The sequence below is a fragment of the Arthrobacter sp. Leaf69 genome, assembly GCF_001422645.1.
Classification (GTDB): domain Bacteria; phylum Actinomycetota; class Actinomycetes; order Actinomycetales; family Micrococcaceae; genus Arthrobacter.
On sequence record NZ_LMLR01000013.1, the window covers coordinates 37917 to 55775 of the forward strand.

13 protein-coding genes are annotated in these 17859 nt (G+C 67.9%); 6 read left to right on the top strand and 7 right to left on the bottom strand.

Annotated elements, in window-relative coordinates; translation table 11 throughout:
* Window positions 1–186 precede the first annotated feature (186 nt).
* A complete protein-coding gene (locus ASE96_RS13210) occupies window positions 187–783 on the top strand; it encodes a MerR family transcriptional regulator (RefSeq protein ID WP_056431152.1) in 597 nt (198 codons plus the stop codon).
* Window positions 784–907: 124 nt separating this feature from the next.
* Here the strand turns inward: ASE96_RS13210 and ASE96_RS13215 are convergent, their stop codons facing one another.
* Window positions 908–1759, bottom strand: coding sequence for a ParA family protein (locus ASE96_RS13215; RefSeq protein WP_056431155.1), 852 nt, complete (start codon window positions 1757–1759; stop codon window positions 908–910).
* A 313-nt stretch (window positions 1760–2072) separates the two neighbouring features.
* Here ASE96_RS13215 and ASE96_RS13220 point away from each other — a divergent pair, with 313 nt between their 5' ends.
* A complete protein-coding gene (locus tag ASE96_RS13220) occupies window positions 2073–5468 on the top strand; it encodes a pyruvate carboxylase (RefSeq protein ID WP_056431156.1) in 3396 nt (1131 codons plus the stop codon).
* Window positions 5469–5542: 74 nt separating this feature from the next.
* Here the strand turns inward: ASE96_RS13220 and ASE96_RS13225 are convergent, their stop codons facing one another.
* Window positions 5543–7363: an AMP-dependent synthetase/ligase gene (locus ASE96_RS13225; RefSeq protein WP_056431161.1), complete on the bottom strand. Its 1821-nt coding sequence runs from the start codon at window positions 7361–7363 to the stop codon at window positions 5543–5545.
* Between the two features lie 269 nt (window positions 7364–7632).
* Here ASE96_RS13225 and ASE96_RS13230 point away from each other — a divergent pair, with 269 nt between their 5' ends.
* The gene (locus ASE96_RS13230; protein WP_056431166.1) at window positions 7633–8724 is read left to right on the top strand and encodes an ROK family glucokinase; all 1092 of its coding nucleotides are present in this window, start codon (window positions 7633–7635) and stop codon (window positions 8722–8724) included.
* A gap of 5 nt (window positions 8725–8729) precedes the next feature.
* Here the strand turns inward: ASE96_RS13230 and ASE96_RS13235 are convergent, their stop codons facing one another.
* The 3 genes from ASE96_RS13235 to ASE96_RS13245 are packed head-to-tail and all read right to left on the bottom strand — an operon-like array spanning window position 8730 to window position 11060.
* Complete coding sequence (locus tag ASE96_RS13235) at window positions 8730–9443, bottom strand: hypothetical protein (protein WP_056431171.1); 714 nt, start codon at window positions 9441–9443, stop codon at window positions 8730–8732.
* Window positions 9436–10239 carry an alpha/beta hydrolase gene (locus tag ASE96_RS13240; RefSeq protein ID WP_056431172.1) on the bottom strand — a complete coding sequence of 268 codons (804 nt, stop codon included), beginning with the start codon at window positions 10237–10239 and terminating at the stop codon, window positions 9436–9438. Before ASE96_RS13240 ends, ASE96_RS13235 begins: the two co-directional genes overlap by 8 nt.
* Window positions 10236–11060: an alpha/beta hydrolase gene (locus tag ASE96_RS13245; protein WP_056431173.1), complete on the bottom strand. Its 825-nt coding sequence runs from the start codon at window positions 11058–11060 to the stop codon at window positions 10236–10238. The genes ASE96_RS13240 and ASE96_RS13245 overlap by 4 nt, the downstream gene beginning before the upstream one ends.
* A gap of 111 nt (window positions 11061–11171) precedes the next feature.
* Between ASE96_RS13245 and ASE96_RS13250 the strand changes: the two genes are divergently transcribed.
* Window positions 11172–11915 (top strand): lysophospholipid acyltransferase family protein, encoded by a 744-nt coding sequence (locus ASE96_RS13250; RefSeq protein WP_056431178.1) that lies wholly within the window; start codon window positions 11172–11174, stop codon window positions 11913–11915.
* A gap of 79 nt (window positions 11916–11994) precedes the next feature.
* Window positions 11995–13428: a class II 3-deoxy-7-phosphoheptulonate synthase gene (locus tag ASE96_RS13255; RefSeq protein ID WP_442853898.1), complete on the top strand. Its 1434-nt coding sequence runs from the start codon at window positions 11995–11997 to the stop codon at window positions 13426–13428.
* Window positions 13429–13502: 74 nt separating this feature from the next.
* On the opposite strand, the gene ASE96_RS13260 is transcribed toward ASE96_RS13255, so the two are convergent.
* Window positions 13503–15626: a Stk1 family PASTA domain-containing Ser/Thr kinase gene (locus tag ASE96_RS13260; RefSeq protein ID WP_056431179.1), complete on the bottom strand. Its 2124-nt coding sequence runs from the start codon at window positions 15624–15626 to the stop codon at window positions 13503–13505.
* Between the two features lie 121 nt (window positions 15627–15747).
* Entirely contained in the window at window positions 15748–17145 is a 1398-nt protein-coding gene (locus ASE96_RS13265) for a lytic transglycosylase domain-containing protein (protein ID WP_056431180.1), read from the bottom strand.
* Window positions 17146–17441: 296 nt separating this feature from the next.
* Here ASE96_RS13265 and ASE96_RS13270 point away from each other — a divergent pair, with 296 nt between their 5' ends.
* Window positions 17442–17795: an Rv2175c family DNA-binding protein gene (locus ASE96_RS13270; protein WP_056431183.1), complete on the top strand. Its 354-nt coding sequence runs from the start codon at window positions 17442–17444 to the stop codon at window positions 17793–17795.
* Window positions 17796–17859: the final 64 nt, after the last annotated feature.

Here is a 17859-nt window from a genome sequence, read left to right on the forward strand (position 1 = left end):
CCCCGGCAGGCCTAACGTCAGAAGTACAAGTTCCCATTGCATGCAACAGCCGCTCAGGTCACACTGGAAGGTGCAGCCTCGGCAGAATTACACGGATGAATTTTATCCACCTGTGGTTCGTTTTAGCTAGGCATAACCGGTTGTTGGTGCATTGTCCGCAGGGGAGCCATGACAAGGAGGATCCACGTGAGTCCGAAAGGCGAAGCAGGCGAGCTGAAGCAGCCCTCGACGGCTGGTGTAGCCGTGCCCGCAAGCGGTGCCCAGGGCCTGCTGTTCACCGAGGATCTCCCTGTCCTGGACGAGGACGCGGGCTACCGCGGTCCCACCGCCTGCAAAGCGGCTGGCATCACGTACCGCCAGCTGGACTACTGGGCGCGTACCGGTCTGGTGGAGCCCGCCGTCCGCGGCGCTGCCGGCTCAGGCTCTCAGAGACTCTACGGTTTCCGCGACATCCTCGTTCTCAAGGTGGTCAAGCGCCTCCTCGATACCGGCGTCTCCCTGCAGCAGATCCGCACCGCCGTCGAGCACCTCAGGGAGCGCGGCGTGGAGGACCTTGCCCAGATCACCCTCATGAGCGACGGCGCCAGCGTGTACGAGTGCACCTCGGCGGACGAAGTCATCGACCTTGTCCAGGGCGGACAGGGTGTCTTCGGCATCGCCGTCGGCCGTGTCTGGCGCGAAGTGGAAGGCAGCCTCGCGGCCCTTCCCAGCGAGCACGCCAGCGACCAGTCGTTTCCCGACGACGAACTCAGCAAGCGCCGGGCCGCCCGCAAGATCGGCTAGGCTGCAGCTGCCCTAGTTCCACCAACGGCGAAGGCCGCCTTCCCCAGGGAAAGCGGCCTTCGCCGTTTAAACGTTGCGGGCCCCGTTAGGCACCTTTTGTCGCCGCCGGGGTGGGTGCGTCCGCCTAGTGGTGGACACGCTCCCGGACCGGGGCGCCGGTTTGCCGGCGGTCCATGTCCAGCACGTTCGCCAGCAGGGCGTCGAACAGGGCGGCGGCGTTCTTGGCCGATTCCCCCGGCCAGTGGTGGATGGAGTGTGCGGCGCCCTGGATCTGCTGCCAGTTGGCCTGCTCCGGGATGTGCGGGGAAAGCAGCAGCCCGCCGAACATGGCCTCCATCTCTGAAAGCCGGAAGGTGTGCTCCGCGGAGCCGCTGCGCACCCGGTTGGCGACAATCCCCGCAGGGGAGAGGTTCGGGGCGAATTCCTGGCGGAACAGCTGGATGGCGCGCATGGTGCGCTCCGTGCCCGCGACCGAGAACAGCCCTGGCTCGGCCACCAGCGTGACTTTGTCGCTGGCGGACCAGGCCATCCTGGTGAGCCCGTTCAGGGAGGGCGGGCAATCCACGAGGACCAGCTCATAGTTCTGCGCGCCGGCCAGCACAGTGGAGAGCCGGCGCAGGTCGCGGCGGCCCAGGTCGGGGCGGTCATAGATGCCCGTGTAGGCGGAGCCGACGGCCACATCCAGGACGGGCGCGGCGGAGCCGGCGGGGACGACGCCGTTGGCGTGGGCCCGATCCACCCAGCCGCTGGGGACCACGTTCTCGGCCAGGCGTGCCCGCCGGGGAGCCTTGAGCATCCGGCCGATATCCTGCTGGTCACCCGGCCGGACGCCGAGGGCCGTGCTGGCATCCGCGTGCGGATCAAGGTCGACGACGAGGGTGGGGATGCCGGCGGCCAATGCCGCGGACGCCAATCCGGTGGTCACCGATGTCTTGCCGACACCGCCTTTGAGGCTGCTGATGCTGACTACTTGCACTTGAAAAACCAATACCTAACGCCGGTTGCCGGGACGGGGTCCTGCCGGCTCCTGCGTTCTCCGGAGCCGGGGCGAGCATGCGCCACCCACCCACTCATCATATGTTGCCGCCCCGAGGAAACCTGTCTCATCGGGTGCCGGGGCGGCAGATCATGGATAAGCTTCCATCAGGGCGGTAGCCGCCCTTGGCTAATCCGGTATCCCTACGTGACGCACGCCCCTGTGACGGTCGCCACAATAGTTTGTGTTTGCCCGTTCACGTCTTAGACACTGTGACCAATTACAGATACACCCGCGATGATGCAGGAGAAGTATGTTTTCGAAGATTCTGGTGGCCAACCGCGGCGAAATCGCGATCCGTGCCTTCCGCGCCGGCTACGAACTTGGCGCCAAGACCGTGGCAGTCTTCCCGCATGAGGACCGCAACTCCATCCATCGTCAGAAAGCCGACGAGGCATATCTGATCGGTGACGAGGGCCATCCTGTCCGGGCCTACCTCGACGTCGACGAAGTGGTGCGGGTGGCCAAGGAAGCCGGGGCCGACGCCATTTACCCCGGCTACGGTTTCCTCTCCGAGAACCCGCGCCTGGCCCGGTCCGCCGCCGCGGCCGGCATCACCTTCGTGGGCCCGCCCGCCGAGGTCCTGGAACTCGCCGGCAACAAGGTCGCAGCCCTTGAGGCGGCCCGCAAGGCCGGCGTGCCCGTCCTGAGATCCAGCCAGCCCTCGAAGGACCTCGATGAGCTAATCGCCGCCGCCGACGAGATCGGTTTCCCCATTTTCGCCAAGGCCGTCGCCGGCGGCGGCGGGCGCGGCATGCGCCGCGTCGACACCCGCGAGGCGCTGCCCGAAGCCCTGCAGGCCGCCATGCGCGAAGCCGACGCGGCCTTCGGCGACCCCACCATGTTCCTGGAGCAGGCTGTCCTGCGGCCCCGCCACATCGAGGTCCAAATCCTGGCCGACGCGGAGGGCAACGTGATGCACCTCTTCGAACGCGACTGCTCCATCCAGCGCCGCCACCAGAAGGTCATCGAGATCGCCCCGGCGCCGAACCTCGACGAAGGCATCCGGCAGGCGCTGTACCGCGACGCCGTGAAGTTCGCCAAGGCACTGAACTACGTCAACGCCGGCACCGTGGAATTCCTCGTCGACACCGTGGGCGAGCGGGCGGGCCAGCACGTCTTCATCGAGATGAATCCGCGCATCCAGGTCGAGCACACTGTCACAGAGGAAGTCACCGACGTCGACCTTGTCCAGGCCCAGCTGAGAATCGCCTCCGGGGAAACCCTCGCGGACCTGGGCCTCTCCCAGGAGACAGTCCAGCTCAAGGGCGCCGCCTTGCAGTGCCGCATCACGACGGAGGACCCGGCCAACGGCTTCCGGCCCGACGTCGGCAAGATCACCGGCTACCGTTCGGCCGGCGGCGCCGGCGTCCGGCTCGACGGCGGCACCGTCTACTCCGGCGCCGAGATCAGCCCGCATTTCGACTCGATGCTGGTTAAGCTGACCTGCCGCGGCCGCGAATACCCGGCCGCCGTGGCCCGGGCCCGGCGTGCCCTCGCCGAGTTCCGCATCCGGGGCGTCTCCACCAACATCTCCTTCCTGCAGGCCGTCCTGGACGACGCCGACTTCATCGCCGGCAACGTGGCCACCTCATTCATCGACGAACGCCCCGAGCTGCTCAAGGCACGGGTTTCGGCGGACCGCGGCACCAAGCTGCTGACGTGGCTCGCCGAGGTCACTGTGAACAAACCCAACGGCGACCTCACGGTCCACAGCGATCCCGCCGCCAAGCTCCCGGCCCTGGACGAGTCCGCGGCCCTGCCGGGCTCCCGCCAGCGGCTGCTGGAGCTGGGACCGGAAGGCTTCGCGGCCGCACTGCGCGCCCAGGAAGCCGTCGCCGTCACCGACACGACGTTCCGCGACGCGCACCAGTCCCTGCTGGCCACCCGCGTCCGCACCCGCGACCTCGTGGCCGCAGGTCCGGCCGTCTCCAAGCTCCTCCCGGAGCTGCTCTCCGTCGAGGCCTGGGGCGGTGCCACGTACGACGTCGCCCTCCGCTTCCTCGGCGAGGATCCCTGGGACCGGCTCGCCGCACTGCGCAAGGCCCTGCCGAACGTCTGTCTGCAGATGCTCCTGCGCGGCCGCAACACGGTCGGCTACACCCCGTACCCGGAAGAAGTCACGGTTGCCTTCGTCAACGAGGCCGCCGCCACCGGCATCGACATCTTCCGCATCTTCGATGCGCTCAACGACGTCAACCAGATGGCCCCGGCCATCCGCGCCGTCCGCGAGACCGGCACGGCCGTCGCCGAAGTGGCACTGTGCTACACCGCGGACATGCTGGACCCGAACGAGACGCTCTACACTCTGGACTACTACCTGGAGCTGGCCCAGAAGATCGTCGACGCCGGCGCGCACATCCTGGCGATCAAGGACATGGCCGGCCTGCTGCGTCCCGCCGCCGCTGCCCGTCTGGTATCTGCACTGCGCGAACGCTTCAGCCTCCCGGTGCACCTGCACACGCACGACACCGCGGGCGGGCAGCTGGCAACACTTCTGGCAGCCGTCGACGCCGGCGTGGACGCCGTGGACGTGGCTTCCGCCTCGCTGGCCGGCACCACCAGCCAGCCCTCCGCCTCCGCCCTGGTCGCCGCACTGGCCCACACGCCCCGCGACACCGGCCTGAGCCTGGCGAGCGTGTGTGCCCTGGAACCGTACTGGGAAGCCGTACGCCGGGTCTACGCACCCTTCGAGTCCGGCCTCCCGGGACCCACCGGACGCGTCTACCAGCACGAAATCCCCGGCGGCCAGCTCTCCAACCTGCGCCAGCAGGCCATGGCGCTGGGGCTCGGCGAACGGTTCGAGGCGATCGAGGACATGTACACCGCGGCGGACCGCATCCTGGGCCGGCTGGTAAAGGTCACCCCGTCCTCCAAGGTCGTCGGCGACCTCGCCCTGCACCTCGTGGGCCTCAACGCCGATCCCGCGGACTTCAACGAGAACCCGCAGAAATATGACATTCCGGATTCCGTGATCGGGTTCCTGTCCGGAGAACTGGGCGATCCTCCGGGTGGCTGGCCGGAGCCGTTCCGCACCAAGGCCCTGCAGGGTCGCACGGTGAAGGTCCGCGACGTGGAGCTCAGCGCCGAGGACAGCGCCGCGCTCAAGTCCGATTCCAAGACCGTGCAGCAGACCCTCAACCGGCTGCTCTTCGCGGGACCCACGAAGGACTACCAGAAGAGCGTGGAGACCTACGGCAACCTCTCGGTCCTGGATACCCGCGACTACCTCTTCGGGCTGCAGCGCGGCGCCGAGCACGAGATCGAGCTGGAGAAGGGCGTCAACCTGATCGCCTCGCTCGAGGCGGTGTCCGAGCCGGACGAGAAGGGCATGCGCACGGTCATGTGCACGCTGAACGGGCAGTCCCGTCCGGTGGTGGTCCGCGACCGCTCCGTGGTCAGCAACGTCAAGGCCGCTGAACGCGCCGACACCTCCCAGCCGGGCCAGGTGGCCGCACCGTTCGCAGGGGCCGTCACCCTGACCGTCAAGGCCGGGGAAACCGTCAAGGCAGGCGACACCGTGGCCACGATCGAGGCCATGAAGATGGAGGCGTCCATTACGACGCCGGTCGCCGGCACGGTCTCGCGCCTCGCCGTCGGTGCGATCGAGCAGGTCCAGGGCGGGGACCTGCTGCTGGTCGTCGAATAGCGGCAGCGAACAACCTCGAACCGGACACAAAAAGGGACCCTCCGCCACTGCGGAGGGTCCCTTTGCTGTAGTGCTTAGAGCTGGGTGGGACGCGGGGCGCCGTACATCTCCTCGATGACGTTCTCGAAGTCCTTCATCACCTGGGCGCGCTTGACCTTCATCGACGGCGTCAGGTGGCCGGAGGCCTCCGTGAAGTCGGCCGGCACAATCCGGAACGACTTGATCGCCTCCGCCTGGGACACCGACTGGTTGGCGCCGTTGATGAGCTCCTGCACCGCGGCCTTGACCACGGGGTTGTCGGTGGCTTCGGCAATGGTGGTCGAGGCGGGCAGCCCATGGCGGTGCAGCCAGCCGGGCAGGGCCTCCTCGTCGAGGGTGACCAGGGCGCCGATGAAGGGTCGGTTGTCACCCACCACGAGCACCTGGGAAACCAGCGCGTCGGCACGGATCTGGTCCTCCAGGAGGGCCGGCACCACGTTCTTGCCGCCGGCCGTGACGATGATTTCCTTCTTGCGGCCCGTGATGGTCAGGAAGCCCTGCTCATCGAGCTGGCCGATGTCGCCGGTGCGGAACCAGCCGTCGTCGAAGGATTCGGCGGAGAGGTCCTCGCGGTTGAAGTAGCCGCGCATGACGCAGACGCCCTTGGCGAGGATCTCGCCGTCGTCGGCGATCTTCACGGCGTTGCCGGGAATCGGGGCGCCGACGGTGCCGATCTTGATGAGCTCAGGGGTGTTCACGGTGACGGGGGCCGTGGTCTCGGTCAGTCCGTAGCCCTCCAGGATCTGCATGCCGATGCCCTGGAAGAAGTGTCCCAGCCGCTCGCCCAGCGGGCCGCCGCCGGAGACGGCGTGGGCTACCTCGCCGCCCATGGCGGCGCGGAGCTTGCCGTAGACGAGTTTGTCGAAGAGGGTGTGCTTGAGCTTGAGGCCCAAACCGACCTTCCCGGCCTGCCGGGCGCGGGAGAACTCGATCGCGGTGTCCGCGGCGCGGTGGAAGATGGCGCCCTTGCCGCCGTCCTCGGCCTTGGTCAGCGCCGAGTTGTAGACCTTCTCGAAGACCCGCGGCACCGCGAGGATAAAGGTCGGCTTGTAGCTCTGCAGGTCCGGCAGGAGGTTCTTGATGTCGGGCGTGTGTGCCACCGTGACACCGGCGGCCACGGCGAGCACCGAAATGAACCTTGCGAACACGTGGGCGAGCGGCAGGAACATGATGGTCCGGGCCTGCTCGTGCACGATCTTGTTCAGCGAGGTCGCCAGCGCGTTTTCCGAGAGTTCAACAAAGTTGCCGTGGGTCAGCTCGCAGCCCTTCGGCCGGCCGGTGGTGCCCGAGGTGTAGATGATCGTCGCGAGGTCCGTGAGCGAAGCCAGGCTGCGCCGGGCCTCCAGTTCCTCGTCGCTGACGGCCGCACCGGCGGCGCGGACCTCGTCGAGGCCCTTGCCTTCGAGCTGCCAGACGTGGGCCAGTGCGGTGAGCCCTTCCGAGGTGGCGGCCTGCCGGATGATGTTTTCGTGGTGGGCTGACTCGCCGAAGGCGGCGACGGCGCCGGAATCGCCCAGGTTCCAGGCAACCTGCGAGGGGGAGGACGTCTCGTAGATCGGCACCGAGACGGCGCCGGCGAACCAGATCGCGAAGTCGATAAGCGCCCATTCGTACCGCGTGCGGGACATGATGCCAACCCTGTCGCCGGCCCCAACGCCGCTGGCCATCAGGCCCTTGGCGAGCAGTGAAACATCGGCCAGAAAATCGGTGGCCCGGACGTCCTGCCACTCTCCGGCCTCGTCCAGGCGGGAGAACAGGGCCGGGTTGGAGGCCTTGGCCGCCTGACGCAGGACCAGGTCCGTGACGTTCGACTCCGGGGGGACGGTGACCAGGGCCGGGACACTGATTTCTCGCACGTTAGCTCCTTTGATATCCATGGACCCGCAAGGGGTACGACTAACACTAGTATGTGGGCCAAAGCATGTGCGTTCCACCACAGTTACTGGCGAGTAACCTTACGGTTTGGTAAAGCCGCGGCTGCCGGGCGGGGGGCCCGGATCATGACCGGGGGAGCGGCGGCCGCCCGGTGGAGCGCCGCCAGGCCGCCCGATGGTGCGGCCTCCGCCCGGGTGCCCGGGCAAAGCGGCCCCCCGCACTGGCGCTCGGGCGAATAGGATGGGGAACCATGCACACACCAACACCTGGACAGCAGCCCGGTCCGTATCGCAGGACCTCAGCCTGGCGGCGCCGGACGCTTGCCGGAGCGGCTGCGGGACAGGCCGGCCAGGGATTCCGGGAGCATCTGCGGCTGGGCCGGAAGGGCCTCGCCATCGGCGTGGACATCGGCGGCACCAAGGTGGCGGCCGGCGTCGTGGACGCGGAGGGCAGGATCCTCGCCCAGGCCAAGCGGTCCACCCCTGGCAATGATCCCCGGGCGGTGGAGCAGGTCATTGTTGAGCTGGTTGAGGAATTGGGCCAGGGCCACCGGATCTGGTCGGTCGGGATCGGCGCGGCCGGCTGGATGGACCTCGACGGCGGCACCGTGCTGTTCAGCCCCCATCTGGCGTGGCGCAACGAACCCCTCCGGGACAACCTGCAGCGGCTGCTCCGCCGGCCTGTACTGCTGACCAACGACGCCGATGCGGCCGGCTGGGCCGAGTGGCGCTTCGGCGCCGGGCAGGGACAGAACCGCCTGGTCTGTATCACCCTCGGTACCGGAATCGGTGGAGCCATGGTGATGGACGGCCGGCTGGAACGCGGGCGCTTCGGCGTCGCCGGGGAGTTCGGCCACCAGATCATCATGCCCGGCGGCCACCGCTGCGAGTGCGGTAACCGCGGCTGCTGGGAGCAGTACGCGTCCGGCAATGCGCTTGGCCGGGAAGCCCGGGAGCTTGCCGCCGCCAACTCCCCGGTGGCGCAGGAACTGCTCAAAGCGGTGGACGGCCACGCGGAGCGCATCACCGGTGTGATTGTCACCGAACTGGCTAAGGCGGGGGACGCCACGTCCCGGGAGTTGCTCGAAGACGTCGGGGAGTGGCTCGGTCTGGGGCTCGCCAACCTGGCCGCCGCACTTGATCCGGGCAAGTTCGTGATCGGCGGCGGACTCTGCGACGCCGGAGAACTGCTGGTCGGTCCGGCCCGGAAGGCTTTCGCCCGGAACCTGACCGGCCGCGGCTTCCGGCCGGCGGCGGACATCGATCTGGCGGCCCTCGGCCCGAACGCCGGCCTGATTGGTGCTGCGGACCTGTCCCGGGTCAGCAGCCGAATGCACAGCTAGCAGGGCTAGAGGCGGGCGCCGTCGTCGTGCTCGTCCTTCTCGCCCGGCAGCTTCATGATCAGGAAGACCACCGACGCCGCAAAGGCGGCCACCATGCCGAGGATGGCCACCAACGGGGCCGAGCGCCAGAACATCGCCGACATCACGAGCGCCACGGGACCGCCCACCGCGCCCAGCCAGGCCAGCACGGTCATGGGGTCGGCGCCGGCGAGGCTGGGCGGCTCCTCCGGCACGAACTCGCCCGTGAAGGGGTCGCCATCATCGGCTGCATAGTCCCGCGGCCCGGGAGGAGCCCCGGAAGCATCCGCGGCTGCTGCGCCTGCTGGTGAACCTGCTGTTGAACCTCCTGGTGTGCCTCCGGCGGACTGGCTTTGCGCGAGCCGCTCCTCGGCGGAGAGTTCGATCGGGGCGCCGGCGGACAGGCCCAGCGGGTCGAAGTCGCTGAAGGGCCGGCGGGCGAAGCCCTCAGTGCCCGGGCCCTCACTGGCCGGGCCGTCGAGGGACGTGACGTCCCGGTCCACGCCGTCCGTCACAGGAGCTCCCGGACGCTCCACCTCGTCCCCGCTGTCCTTGGCTCCCGGTACGTCCGGGGCGCCGGGGTCCGCTGCTTGGTCCCTCCCTTCCAGCCTCGCGACCAGGTCGAGCCAGACGGCGTCGTCCTGGCCGGCGCGGGAATCCGATGAATCGGGGTCAGGAGAGTTGGAGTCCGGTCTACTCATCTGCCGTGTCCTTCTGGCTAGCGTGGGCAGCGTCCGGGGCGCCTCCCGCGACCAGCGACCGGATAAATTCGGCCGAGCCACGGAAGATTTCGGGCGCATCGTTGTCCATCGTAGCCACGTGGTAGCTGTTTTCCAGCCGGATCACCTCCAGCGGGGCGTGGGTCAGGCCGCGGCGCAGGGCCAGCATGCTCGATTCGGAGACCACATGGTCCACCGTGGAACGGTACACCCGCACGGGAGCGGTGATCCGGGGGAGCAGCCGCACCGTGTCTTTGAACATCCTGTTCAGCTGGTACGCCGCGGCGACCGGCGTCCGGGAGTAGGCACCCTCGTCGATGCCCTCTTTCAAGATGTCGTTGGCGATCGCGGGGGTGCTCTTCAGTACGAATCTCAGGATGCCCGCCAGCGGTGCCCGGGGATCGTCAATGACAAGGCCGGGGTTGACCAGTACCGCCCCGGCGACCGGACGCGTCGCAGCGATCCGCAGCGCCAGCGCCCCGCCCATGGACAGGCCGGCCACAACTACCTGGTCACACTCCTGGGCCAGCTCCACGTACGCGGCATCCAGTGCGCCATGCCAATCCTGCCAGTGCGTCCGGGCCAGCTCGTGCCAGCTGGTGCCATGCCCGGGAAGCAACGGCGTCCGCACTGCGTAGCCGGCGTCCGCCAGCGACCTGGACCAGTCCCTGACGCCGTGCGGGCTGCCGGTAAAGCCATGGGAAACCACCACGCCGGTGCGGGTGCCGGTTCCGGTGAACGGGCTGCTGAACGGGGTGTGGTCCAAGGGGATGGTCATGGGGTCTCCGGGGCTCGGGCGGCGGACTGGACAGCTGACGCCGGGGACTGCGGCGCGGCGGTTGCGTGGTGGAGGAAGAACTCAACGGACTGCTGGAAGATCGTGGGGGCGTCGACGTCGAGCGTTGCCACGTGGCCGCTGTCAGGCAGGCCCACGATCTCAAACTCCCGCGATCCCAGCCGCTTCCGCAGCAGTTCCGTCGACGACGGCGGAACCACCGCGTCCGTCGCAGACTTGAAGACGAGGGCCGGAGCGGCGACGGCGGGCAGGTCGCGCAGCGTCGCCTTGAACAGTCTGCTCAGCTGGTGGACAGCCTCCAGCGGCGTGAGCGAGTAGTCACCGTCCTCGGTGGTGACGGGCGTCGGGTTCGGTTCCTGGACGGGAACCGTGGTGCGCTGGACGTGCTTGAGGAGGCCGATGTAACGCACCCGGCGGTCGTAGAAGCTCAGCCCCGGGTTGACCACGGCGACCCCGGTGACGTTGTGGCGGGCGGCCACGCGCAGGGCAATGGTCCCGCCCATCGAAAGGCCTGCCACATAGCAGTGCCGGGTTCCGGCGGCGAGGTCCAAGTAAGAGTGCTCGAAGGCCCGGCACCAGTCCTGCCACGTGTGCCGGGCGAGGTCGCGCCAGTCCGTGCCGTGTCCGGGCAGCAGCGGGACAGATACGGCAAAGCCCTGCCTTGCCAGATGTTCGGCCCAGGGGAGGACGCTGAGGGGGCTGCCGGTGAAGCCGTGGCAGATGGCCACGCCGATGCCCGCGTTGCCGCCGTGGCCGGGATAACTGAACGCTGCGGGCGCCAGGGGAGTGCTGCTTCCGGTCATGTGCCCATCGTGTCACTGTTCCGGACAAAACTCACTAGAGTAGGGTGTCATTGAAGTCCGGGCCGGGTCCGACGCAGGGCCTGCCAGACGCCTTCCGGAGGGGTACACCACGTGTTTTATTGGTTCATGAAGACGTTCGTTCTCGGGCCGGTGCTGAAGACGCTTTTCAGGCCGTGGGTCAAGGGCCTGGACAACGTTCCCGCCGAGGGTGCCGCCATCCTGGCCTCCAACCACCTCTCCTTCTCGGACTCCATTTTTATGCCCCTGATGGTGCCCCGGCCCGTTGTGTTCCTCGCGAAATCGGAGTACTTCACCGGCAAGGGGATCAAGGGCAGGCTGACGGCCACGTTCTTCCGGCTCACCAACCAGCTGCCGATGGACCGTTCCGGCGGGGCCGCGTCCGCCCTCTCGCTCAATGCCGGCATGGACGTACTGAAGAACGGCTCGCTCCTGGGCATCTACCCCGAGGGAACCCGCAGCCCGGACTCCCGGCTGTACCGGGGCAAAGTGGGAGTGGCACGGCTGGCGCTGCAGGCCCGCGTCCCCGTCATACCCGTCGCCATGATCGGCACGGACAAGGTCCAGCCGATCGGCAAGCGGATGCCCAACATCCGGCGGATCGGGATGATCTTCGGCGAGCCGCTGGACTTCAGCCGGTACTACGGCATGGAGGATGACCGGCTGATCCAGCGCTCCGTGACCGACGAGATCATGTACGAGCTGATGCGGCTCTCCGGCCAGGAATACGTCGACGAGTACGCCGCAGTCGTCAAGCTCCGGCTCGCCGGGAAGGCCACGGAGGTCCCGGAGGAGGGGCCGGCCGGCGCCGGCCCGGCCGCACCCGGAAGCGTATGACCCCAGCGTGTGACGGGACCGGCGCTATCAATGACGGTCCGGGGCCGACGAACGCCACGGAGGCTACTATCCTTAGAAGGTGACTGAGCTATCTGCGCCTTCGGCCTCCCCCCTGAACAGTTCCCTGAGCGGCTCCGCCCTGACCGGCTCCGCGCTGACCAGCACCGCCCAGAGCGGAGCGGCAAACTACCCCGGCCTGGATCACTGGCGGGAACTGCCGGCCTCGCAGCAGCCCAGCTGGTCCGACGCGGCCATTTTTGAAGCCTCCGTCAAGGAACTTTCCGTCCTCCCGCCACTTGTCTTCGCGGGCGAAGTGGACATCCTGCGCGAACGGCTCGCCGCGGCTGCCCAGGGGAAGGCCTTCCTGCTCCAGGGCGGCGACTGCGCGGAAACCTTCGAGGCCGCCACTGCGGACAAGATCAGCGCCCGCGTCCGCACCATCCTGCAGATGGCGGTGGTCCTCACCTACGGCGCCGCGATGCCCGTCATCAAGATGGGCCGTATGGCCGGACAATTCGCCAAGCCGCGTTCCTCCAACGATGAGACCCGCGAGGGCGTCACGTTGCCGGCCTACCGCGGCGACATCGTCAACGGCTACGACTTCACGCCGGAATCCCGCGCCCACGACGCCGGCCGGATGCTCAAGGCGTACCACACCTCGGCCTCCACTCTGAACCTGATCCGCGCGTTCACGCAGGGCGGCTTCGCGGACCTGCGGCTCGTGCACCAGTGGAACAAGGGCTTCACCGAAAACCCCGCCCACGCGCGCTACGAGTCCCTGGCCCGGGACATCGACCGCGCCATCAAATTCATGGCTTCCTGCGGCGCGGACTTCGAGGCCCTCAAGCGCGTGGAGTTCTACGCCAGCCACGAAGCGCTGCTGCTTGACTACGAGCGCGCCCTGACCCGCATCGACTCCCGCACCGGCTTCCCGTACGACACATCCGCGCATTTCCTCTGGATCGGTGAGCGCACGCGCGAACTGGACCACGCGCATGTCGACTTCCTCTCCCGTGTGCGCAACCCGATCGGTGTGAAGCTGGGGCCGGGAACCTCCGGCGACGACGCGCTGCGCCTGATCGACAAACTTGATCCGGACCGCGAACCCGGCCGCCTGACCTTCATCACCCGGATGGGCGCCGGTAACATCCGTGAGAAGCTGCCCCCGATTGTGGAGCGGGTCACGGCATCCGGCGCCCAGGTCCTGTGGGTCACCGACCCCATGCACGGCAACACCGTCACCTCGCCGAACGGCTACAAGACCCGGAACTTCGACGACGTTATTGACGAGGTGCGCGGCTTCTTCGAGGTCCACCACGCGCTCGGCACCGTTCCCGGCGGCCTGCACGTCGAAATGACCGGCGACGACGTGGCCGAGTGCCTTGGCGGCGCGGACCCGGTGGACCAGGAGTCCTTCCTGGACCGCTACGAATCGGTCTGCGATCCCCGCCTGAACCACATGCAGTCCCTGGAGATGGCCTTCCTGGTGGCCGGAGCCCTGTCCAAGCGCTAAAACCCCGTAGCATCAGAAAGCTCCGCCCCGGCTGGATTCAGCCGGGGCGGAGCTCGTTTAAACCGGGATGGCTGTCAGACCACGGTCAGGGTGACCACGGAGCCCTCCGGAACCTCTTCATCCACCGGATCCTGATCCCGAACGGTGCCAAAGAACCCGCCGAGAATGTCATTCACCTGCACGTCGAAGCCCAGCTCCCTGAGGGCTGCCTCCGCCTCGTCGGCCTGCTTGCCGATGAAGCTGGGGACTTTAACGAGCCGGGGGCCCTTGGAGATGGTGAGCGTCACGGATCCGCCCTTGGTCAGGTTTCCGGACGCCGGATCCTGCGCCACGACGGCGCCCTCGGGCACCTTCCGGTCGTTGACGGCAACGGGTGCGACGACAGCTTTCAGCCCGGCGGCTTCGATGGCCTTGACCGCGTCTGCCTGGTCCTGGCCGCGAACGTCCGGCACCGGAATCGGCTGCGGTCCCTTGGACACGGTCAGGTCGACGGGGGTGCCGTGCCGGACGGGATTGCCGCTGCGCGGCGCCTGCGCCAGGACCGTACCGGCGGGTTCGGATTCATCAAAAGTTTCGGAGATCTTCCCCAGGGCCATGCCCGCGCCGTTGAGGGCGGTCTTGGCCTCGTCCAGGGACTTTCCGGTCAGCTGCGGCAGGGGGAACAGCTGGGGCCCCTTGGACACGGAGAGGGATACCGGCAGGAACTTCCGGATCACCTCGCCGGCCGCGGGTTCCGTGCCCACCACCAGTCCCGGCTTGACGTCGTCGTCGTAGACGTCCTTCGTGGTGGACTGGAACCCGGCGGCGCGGAGCAGCTGCTGGGCCTCGGCCACGGTTTTGTTTGAGAGTTGCGGGACGGTGCCGGGGGAGCCCGGTCCCATCCCGAAGAACCAGCCGGCACCGCCGGCCAACAGCGCCGCGACCACCAGCACCAGAATCCAGAGCAGGCCGCGGCGCCGGGGGTTTCCCTCGCGCAGGCTCCGCACCGGAGTGGCGGCGGCGCGCTGGCGTGCCTTTTCTTCATCACGGTCGTGCTTGCGCTGCGCCCGTTTGCTGGCCGGGACCGCGGAGTCCGGTCCGTCGTCGGAGTTGCCGGGGTACTCAACTTCGTCCGGTGCGGACAGCGGGCCGTAGCCGTGCCCCCGGGGGGCGGCGGACATCACGGTGGTCGGGTTGTTGCCGCGGGCGATGAACTCCGTGGGCTGCTGCCGGCCGCCGATCACTTCGGTGGCGCCGTCGCCGGCAAGCGGGTCCGGGGCGCCGCCGCCGGGGCGCCGGACGGGCGGGCTGGGCGCCGGCGGTACGGGCGGCAGGGACGGGTGCGCTGCCGGGGGCTGCAGGTCGAGCTCGGCGTCGCTCAGGTTCCGCCGGATGTGCCGGAGTTCGGAGAGCAGGGCGTTTCCGTTGACGGGGCGCTTGTCCGGGTCGTTGGCGGTGCACCACTGCACCAGCTCGTCGAGTTCGCCGGCGAGTCCCGGAACCAGCTCCGAAGGGGCCCCCACGGACGAGTTGACGTGCTGGTACGCGACCTGGATGGGGACCTCGCCGTCGAACGGCTGCCGGCCGGTGATCATCTCGTAGAGCATGATCCCGACCGAATAGATATCGCTGCGGGCGTCGGCCTGCCTGCCCAGCACGAGCTCCGGGGAGAGGTACGCCACGGTGCCGATGAGGGCTCCGGTGCTGGTCGACGTCGAAATGGCGCGGGCCAGCCCGAAGTCGCCGAGTTTGATCCTCCCGTCGTCGGCAATCAGCACGTTTTCGGGTTTGATGTCCCGGTGGATGAGGCCGGCCTCGTGGGCCGCCCCCAGCCCTTCAACGACGGGGTCGATCAGGGCCAGGGCCAGGCGCGGAGGCAGTGCGCCCCTGTCTTTGAGGACGTCACGCAGGGTGTGGCCCTTGATGTATTCCATCACCAGGTAGGCCACCCGGTCGTCCTCGCCCTGGTCAAGAACTCCCACGACGTGCGGGTGTGAGAGCCGGGCGGCGGTCTTGGCTTCGCGGCCCAGCCGGTCAAGGAACTGCGGGTCACCGGCCATGTGGGGGTGCAGCACCTTCAGCGCCACATCACGCTCCAGCCGGCGGTCGGTGGCCACGTAGACGGTGGACATCCCGCCGCTGGCGAGCCTGGACTGAATCAGGTACCGGCCATCCACGAGGGTGCCAACTAGAGGGTCCGACGAGTATTCCTGCACTATACGATCCTAATCGCTGCACGGAAACGGGCCCGAATTAACATGCGATCCGGGCCCGTATCGTTATCCGCCGGGAGTGGCCTGGGCGGCTGGTCGCGCGGCCGGCCGGGGCCGCCGCGGACTCCTAGCTGAAGTTTTTCCGGTGTGCCTTGATGGACGCCACGTAGCTCTTCGTGTCGTCGTACATGCCGTACTTGCTGACCGAATACTGGCCCTGGTAGTAACCCGCAATTGCGGTGTCAAGGTCCTTGCTGGTGCGGACCAGTTGGCGGATGATGGCGACGCCGGCCGTGGCGTTGTCATAGGGGTCCAGCAGGTTCAGCTTGCGGCCCACGAGGTCCGAGGCCCACTGGCCCGAGGACGGGATGACCTGCATGGTGCCGATCGCGTTGGCGGGGGAGACCGAGCGGTGGTCGAAGCTGGACTCCTGGAAGGCGAAGGCCAGTGCCAGCGAAGGGTCAACCCCCATGCGCCGGGCGGTGTCCGCCACGATCGTCTTCATCTGTTCGCGGCTGGGCACCGGTGAGGCGTTCAGCAGGGCCTTGTTCTGGTTGGCCGAGTTGACGACGGCGGCCGGGTAGCTGAAACCGAGGAAGGTGCTGGGGACGAGCGGCGTCACCGTGGCGGCCGGCGGGGTGGAGGCCGGGGCAATGGACGCGCCGGCAAGCGCGAGCTTCTGGCCGGGGTAGATGATGCTGCTCATCGTCAGGCGGTTGGCCGAGAGAATGGCGGAGAGCTTGACGCCGTGCCGGGCGGCGATACCGGACAGTGTGTCGCCGGACTTGATGGTGTAGGAACCCGCCGGGGCAGCGGCGGTGGGGGCCGCAGGAGCAGCCGGGGCCGACGGGGCAGGCTTGGTAGGGGCAGGCGTGGACGGAGACGGAGACGGGGCCGCGGCGCCGCCGATCTTGATCTTCTGGCCGGGGTGGATGATCGAGCCCATGTTGAGCCCGTTCCAGCTGAAGACCTGGGAGAGCTTGACACCGTGGCGGGCGGCGATCGCGCCGAGGGTGTCACCGGATTTTACGGTGTAGACGGTTCCCCCGGCGGCAGCCGCCGGTTTTGGCGCGGCAGGCGCCGCCTTGGCGGGAGTTGCCGCCGGCCCGCTGAGTTTGATCTTCTGCCCGGGGTAGATGATCGAGTTGGCCTTTAGCCCGTTCGACCGCAGGACCACGGCGGTGTCCAGGCCGAACTTGCCGGCAATGGCGCTGACCGTGTCGCCGCGGGCGACCGTGTACGTCCCCGGCACGGCAACCTTGGCGGGCCGGAAGGCGGACGGAACGGTGGCCGGGACGGAATTCGCCGGGATGAAAGCGGACGCCAGCGACTTGGCGGTCTGTCCCTGGGCCTGGGCCTGGATGGCCGCGGCCAGTGTGGCCGGGATGGCGCGGGCGCGCGATTCGGCTGCGGCCGGCTGTGCGATCGCCAAAGAAGAAAGGACGACGGCGGGAAGTGCCGCCGTCGTGGCCGCAATCATCGGCAGGCTGGGCCCCGGGTTGGGCTTTGGCGAACGTGACGTCATGGGGAAGATCCTCTTCTCAGCGGCGGACGCTGCGGGTCTGGCCTGGCTTACTCGTGAAATCGCTGTTACTGATGTTACTAGTGTGACTTAAGTTGTCACTGTTACAAATGTGATCCATGTGAATCTCTCACGAATTGGCAAATAGCACAAGAAATGCTTGGCATTCCGAAAAGGCAGCCACGGGGAGTTCCGGCCGGGGGCTTCGAGCCAGGCGCGGAAGAACCGCTCGGAGTGCTGTCCTTGAATACCCGGACGCCGACTAGGCGCGGAGCCCGCCGGCATGGCAATCTTGATCCGTGAGTAATGTAGAAAGCCTTGTGGGCGAATGGCTGCCCCTGCCCGACGTGGCACAGCTCCTGAACGTTTCCATTACGAAAGTCCACGCGCTACTTGACGAGCGTGCGCTGGCTGCATTGAGGGTTGGTGAACGCCGGATCCGTTCCGTTCCCGCGGAATTCATTCAGGACGGGCATGCCGTCGAGAGCCTCAAGGGAACAATTGTGGTCCTCGCGGATGCAGGCTATTCCGACGAGGAACTCATTCTCTGGTTGTTTACTCCGGATGAGTCGCTGCGGGGCCGGCCGATCGATGCCCTGCGTGAGGGGCGCAAGACGGAAATCCGGCGCCGGGCTCAGTCCCTGGCTTGGTAGGCCACTGAATATCCCTGAACTGAAACTCAAGGCAGGCCCTGCACCTCGGACATGAGGGGCAGGG